This window comes from Streptomyces sp. ICN903 (genome assembly GCF_022015835.1).
In the GTDB taxonomy this organism is placed as follows: domain Bacteria; phylum Actinomycetota; class Actinomycetes; order Streptomycetales; family Streptomycetaceae; genus Streptomyces; species Streptomyces fenghuangensis.
The window spans coordinates 1-4129 of record NZ_JAKMAY010000412.1 but is presented as its reverse complement, the minus strand read 5'-3'; the positions used below and the strand labels follow the sequence as shown (position 1 = coordinate 4129).

The following is a 4129-nucleotide window of genomic DNA, read 5'->3' as shown; positions in this document are numbered from 1 at the left end:
CCGGGGGCGCGAACCCGGGCGCCGGTCCGGCGGGCGGCGCGAACCCGGGCGCCGCCTGCGGAGCCGGCTCGGGAGCGGGTGCGGGCTCCTCCTCCAGGACCTCGCCGCCGAAGTGCTTCAGCAGCGCCTCCAGCCCTCCGTCGAAGCCCTGCCCGACCGCCGCGAAGCGCCAGACGTCCTTGAGGTAGAAGTCGCCGAGCATCACGGCCCGCTCGGTGGTGAACTCCGAACCGCCGAACGAATAGCGCGCGACCTCCTCACCGCCCGCGACGATCCTCAGATAGCCGGGGTCGACCTGGGACATCTGCCCGTCGCCGTCGATCGTGGCGGTGAAGGAGAGCTTGTGGACGTTCGCGGGAATGCGGTCCAGCGTCACCCTGAAGGATTCGGTGTCGCCCGCCTGGGCGCCCAGCAGCCGGATCGCCCCCTCCGGCGACTCGGGCTGGTTGAAGAAGACGAAGTAGCGGTCGTCCGACAGCCGCTCGTCGGCGTCGAGACCGAAGCAGCTGATGTCGAAGGACAGCCCCGGCGCGGAGATCCGTACGCCCACGTACAGGTCCGTCCCGGCCGTCAGATCGCTGATCTTGGCCTTGTGGCCTCGTTGGAATTCCCTGGCCATGCGTAACGACCGTCCCCCATCCGAAGCGGTGAATTGCGTTGCGCCAGGCTAACCGGTACTCCCCGCGGCTCACTCGCCCCCGTCGCGGGGAACGTTCGGCAGCCGGCCCGCGGCGACCACCCCCTCGAGGAACCCCCGTGCCCTCTCCGTACGCGGATAGGTCTCCAACAGCCGCCAGAATTCCGGGCCGTGGCCGGGGACCAGCAGATGGGCCAGCTCGTGCAGGAGGACGTAGTCCAGGACGTACTCCGGCATTCCCTGCAGACGGTGGGAGAGGCGGATGCTGCCCTCGGCGGGGGTGCACGAGCCCCAGCGGGTGTTCTGGTTGGTGACCCAGCGCACGGTGGCCGGGCGGGCGCGCCCGAGCAGGTACTGCTCGGACAGCCGCACCGCGCGGGCGCCCAGTTCCCCGTCGTCGAGTGTCCTCCTGCTCTCCTGGGCGGCCAGCTTGTCGAGCATGACGCCCACCCAGCGCCGCTCCTCCTCCTTCGACATCCGGGCCGGGATGAGGACGACGGTGCGGCCGCCCTCCCGGTAGGCGGAGACCGTACGGCGGCGGCGTGTGCTGCGGCGGACCTCGATCGCGTCCGGCCTCGGCGCCGTGCCGCCCGCGGCCGCGCCGTCCGGGCCGGGGCCCGGCTTCTCGACGCTGTTCAGCGGGTCTGCGGGCATGCCACGACGTTACCCGCCGGCGCCGGCGGAAGTCCCGCCTCCGGGGCACTCGCGGGGACGCACGCCCGCGTGCGAGCCGGTGGCGCGCCTCCCGGGCGCCCCCGCACCCCCGGTATGACGAACGCCGCACCCTGTGGACGGCTCTCCGCGGCGGTCGCGGCGAAGGACGCAGGCTGGGTCCGTCCGGTCCTCCCCGGCGCCGGCGCACCGGGAGGGGCTCAGAAGTGGTTCAGCAGTCGTTCAGGGGGCTGTCGTGCATCCGATGATCAAACCCGCGCTCCGGCGTGCCTGGCGGGACCGGAACACCGTGCGGTACGGAGTGGCGCCCGCGCACGCGGTGCTGCTGGGCCCGGTGGACACCGCGACCGGCGGTTTCCTGGAGCTTTTCGACGGCACCCGCAGCCTTCCCCAGCTCAGACAGGCCGCCGAGGCGATGGGGCTCGGGGCGGACACGGCCGACCGGCTGGTGGCGCGGCTGACGGCCGCGGGGCTGCTGGACGACGCCACGGCCCACCGGCGGGCGGCGGCGCGGGTGGACGACCGGCTCCGCCCGGACCTGGGTTCGCTCTCGGTGCTCCGGCCCGAGCCGGGCGGCGGGGTGCGCCGGCTGGCCGCCCGGTCGGCGGCCCGGGTACAGGTGCGCGGCGCCGGACGGGTCGGGGCGACGGTGGCGGCACTGCTGTCGGCGGCCGGGGTGGGGCAGGTGGACGTGGTGGACGGAGGCTGCGTGGCGCCGTGGGACACCGCGCCCGGGGGCATCGATCCCGGGCAGACCGGCGAGCGGCGGTCCTCGGCCGCTCGCCGGGCGGTACGGCGGGCGGCCGCCGGGGCCCGGCCGTCCCGCCCCGGACGGGGCGAGGGCGTCGCGCCACTCGCTCTGGTGGTGATCGCCCCGCGCGACGGCCTGGCCGCCTATGCCCCGGATCCCGCCGCGGCCCAGGAGCTGATCGGGAGCGGGCGGCCGCATCTGTACGCCGGTGTCGTCGAGGCCACCGGCTTCGTGGGGCCACTGGTGCTGCCGGGTGCGGCGGCCTGCGCGGAGTGCCTGACGCTCGGGCGCACCGAGCGTGAACCCACCTGGCCGCTGGTGGTGGCACAGTGGAGGTCGGCACGGCGGTCGGCGGTGCCCGCCTGCGACGTGGCGCTGGCGACGGTGGTCGCGGGGGCCGCCGCCTCCTGTGCGCTGAGCTTCCTGGACGGGGACGAGAGCTGTGTCACCGACTCGCGGCAGCACTGGGTGCTGCCGCGGCTGCGCGCCGAGTGCGAGCCGGTGCCGCCTCATCCGGAGTGCCCGTGCGGTGCGGCTTCCGGGCGCGGCGACCGCCCGCTCTCGGCGGACGGGGCCCGGCGGTCCACAATGGCCACATGACCGCTGTCCTCGGCGCTGCCACCTGGTCGTGCTGTCGGGAAGTTGGAGGGGCACATGTCGGATCTTCCGCGTAAGGCCGTCACCCGTACCGCCAAGCTGGCCGCGCTGCCGCTGGGGATGGCGGGGCGCGCGACCTGGGGCCTGGGCAAGCGGATCGGCGGGTACTCCGCGGACCTGGTCGGGCAGGAGTTGCAGCAGCGCACCGCCGAGCAGCTGTTCAAGGTCCTCGGGGAGCTGAAGGGGGGTGCCATGAAGTTCGGCCAGGCGCTGTCGGTCTTCGAGTCGGCGCTCCCGGAGGAGGTGGCCGGCCCCTACCGCGCGGCGCTGACCAAGCTCCAGGAGGCGGCGCCGCCGATGCCGGTGGCGTCGGTGCACGCCGCGCTGGCCGAGCGCATGGGCGAGGACTGGCGGGAGCTGTTCGAGGAATTCGAGGACAAGCCCTCGGCGGCGGCCTCGATCGGGCAGGTGCACCGCGGTGTCTGGCACGACGGCCGCCCGGTGGCCGTGAAGGTGCAGTACCCCGGTGCCGGCGAGGCGCTGCTGTCGGACCTGAACCAGCTGGGGCGCTTCGTCCGGCTGCTGGGCCCGCTCATTCCGGGTGTGGACATCAAGCCGCTGGTCTCGGAGATGCGCGACCGGCTCAGCGAGGAGCTGGACTACGAGCTGGAGGCGCGGGCGCAGCGGGCGTACGCGGAGGAGTTCGCCGACGACCCGGACGTGCGGGTGCCGGACGTGGTGTACCAGTGCGACCAGGTGCTGGTCACCGAGTGGCTGGAGGGCGTGCCGCTGGCCGATGTGATCAGGGACGGCAGCCGTGAGGAGCGGGACCGGGCCGGGCAGCTGCTGGCGCGCTTCCTGTTCTCCGGCACCGCCCGCACCGGACTGCTGCACGCCGACCCGCACCCGGGGAACTTCCGGCTGCTGACCGGCGACGCGCCCGACGGTCCGCCCGAGCGGTGGCGGCTGGGGGTGATGGACTTCGGCACGGTCGACCGGCTGCCGGAGGGGCTGCCGCCGACGATCGGCGTCGCTCTGCGGATGGCGCTCGACGGCGATGCGGAGGCGGTCCACGAGCTGCTGTGTGACGAGGGGTTCATCAAGCCGTCCGTCGAACTGGATCCGGACGCGGTGCTGGAGTACCTCCTGCCGATCATCGAACCGGCACAGGTGGAGGAGTTCGTCTTCTCCCGGGAGTGGATGCGGGAGCAGGCCACGAGGGTCGCCGATCCGCGTTCCCCCGCCTACCAGTTGGGCAAGCAGCTCAACCTGCCGCCTTCCTACCTGCTCATCCACCGGGTGACGCTCAGCACGATCGGTGTGCTGTGCCAGCTCGGCGCACAGGTGCGCATGCACGAGGAGATGGAGGCGTGGGTGCCCGGTTTCCTGCCGGAGGAGGACGAGGAGGAGTACTTCGACGGTGCCGGGGAGGGTGCGGAGGTGACGGAGACCTCCGCCTGAGGGGTCTGGGG

The 4129-nt window shown here is 73.7% G+C and carries 4 protein-coding genes; 2 read left to right on the top strand and 2 right to left on the bottom strand.

The features are described 5' to 3' along the window. Together L7D48_RS26835 and L7D48_RS26830 are read right to left on the bottom strand one after the other, a co-directional pair. Positions 1–619: TerD family protein (locus L7D48_RS26835; RefSeq protein ID WP_237883385.1), on the bottom strand; the 619-nt coding region annotated here is incomplete at its 3' end. A gap of 69 nt (positions 620–688) precedes the next feature. Continuing rightward, positions 689–1291 (bottom strand): M48 family metallopeptidase, encoded by a 603-nt coding sequence (locus L7D48_RS26830; RefSeq protein ID WP_237883383.1) that lies wholly within the window; start codon positions 1289–1291, stop codon positions 689–691. 262 nt (positions 1292–1553) lie between these two features. Here L7D48_RS26830 and L7D48_RS26825 point away from each other — a divergent pair, with 262 nt between their 5' ends. Together L7D48_RS26825 and L7D48_RS26820 are read left to right on the top strand one after the other, a co-directional pair. After that, the gene (locus L7D48_RS26825) at positions 1554–2660 is read left to right on the top strand and encodes a ThiF family adenylyltransferase (protein WP_256463303.1); all 1107 of its coding nucleotides are present in this window, start codon (positions 1554–1556) and stop codon (positions 2658–2660) included. Between the two features lie 54 nt (positions 2661–2714). Next, complete coding sequence (locus L7D48_RS26820; RefSeq protein WP_237883379.1) at positions 2715–4118, top strand: AarF/ABC1/UbiB kinase family protein; 1404 nt, start codon at positions 2715–2717, stop codon at positions 4116–4118. Positions 4119–4129: the final 11 nt, after the last annotated feature.

Excerpts from the sequence above, each read along its gene's own strand:
- L7D48_RS26830 (WP_237883383.1), bottom strand. The coding sequence starts at position 1,291 with ATGCCCGCAGACCCGCTGAACAGCGTCGAGAAGCCGGGCCCCGGCCCG.
- L7D48_RS26825 (WP_256463303.1), top strand. The coding sequence starts at position 1,554 with ATGATCAAACCCGCGCTCCGGCGTGCCTGGCGGGACCGGAACACCGTG.
- L7D48_RS26820 (WP_237883379.1), top strand. The coding sequence starts at position 2,715 with ATGTCGGATCTTCCGCGTAAGGCCGTCACCCGTACCGCCAAGCTGGCC.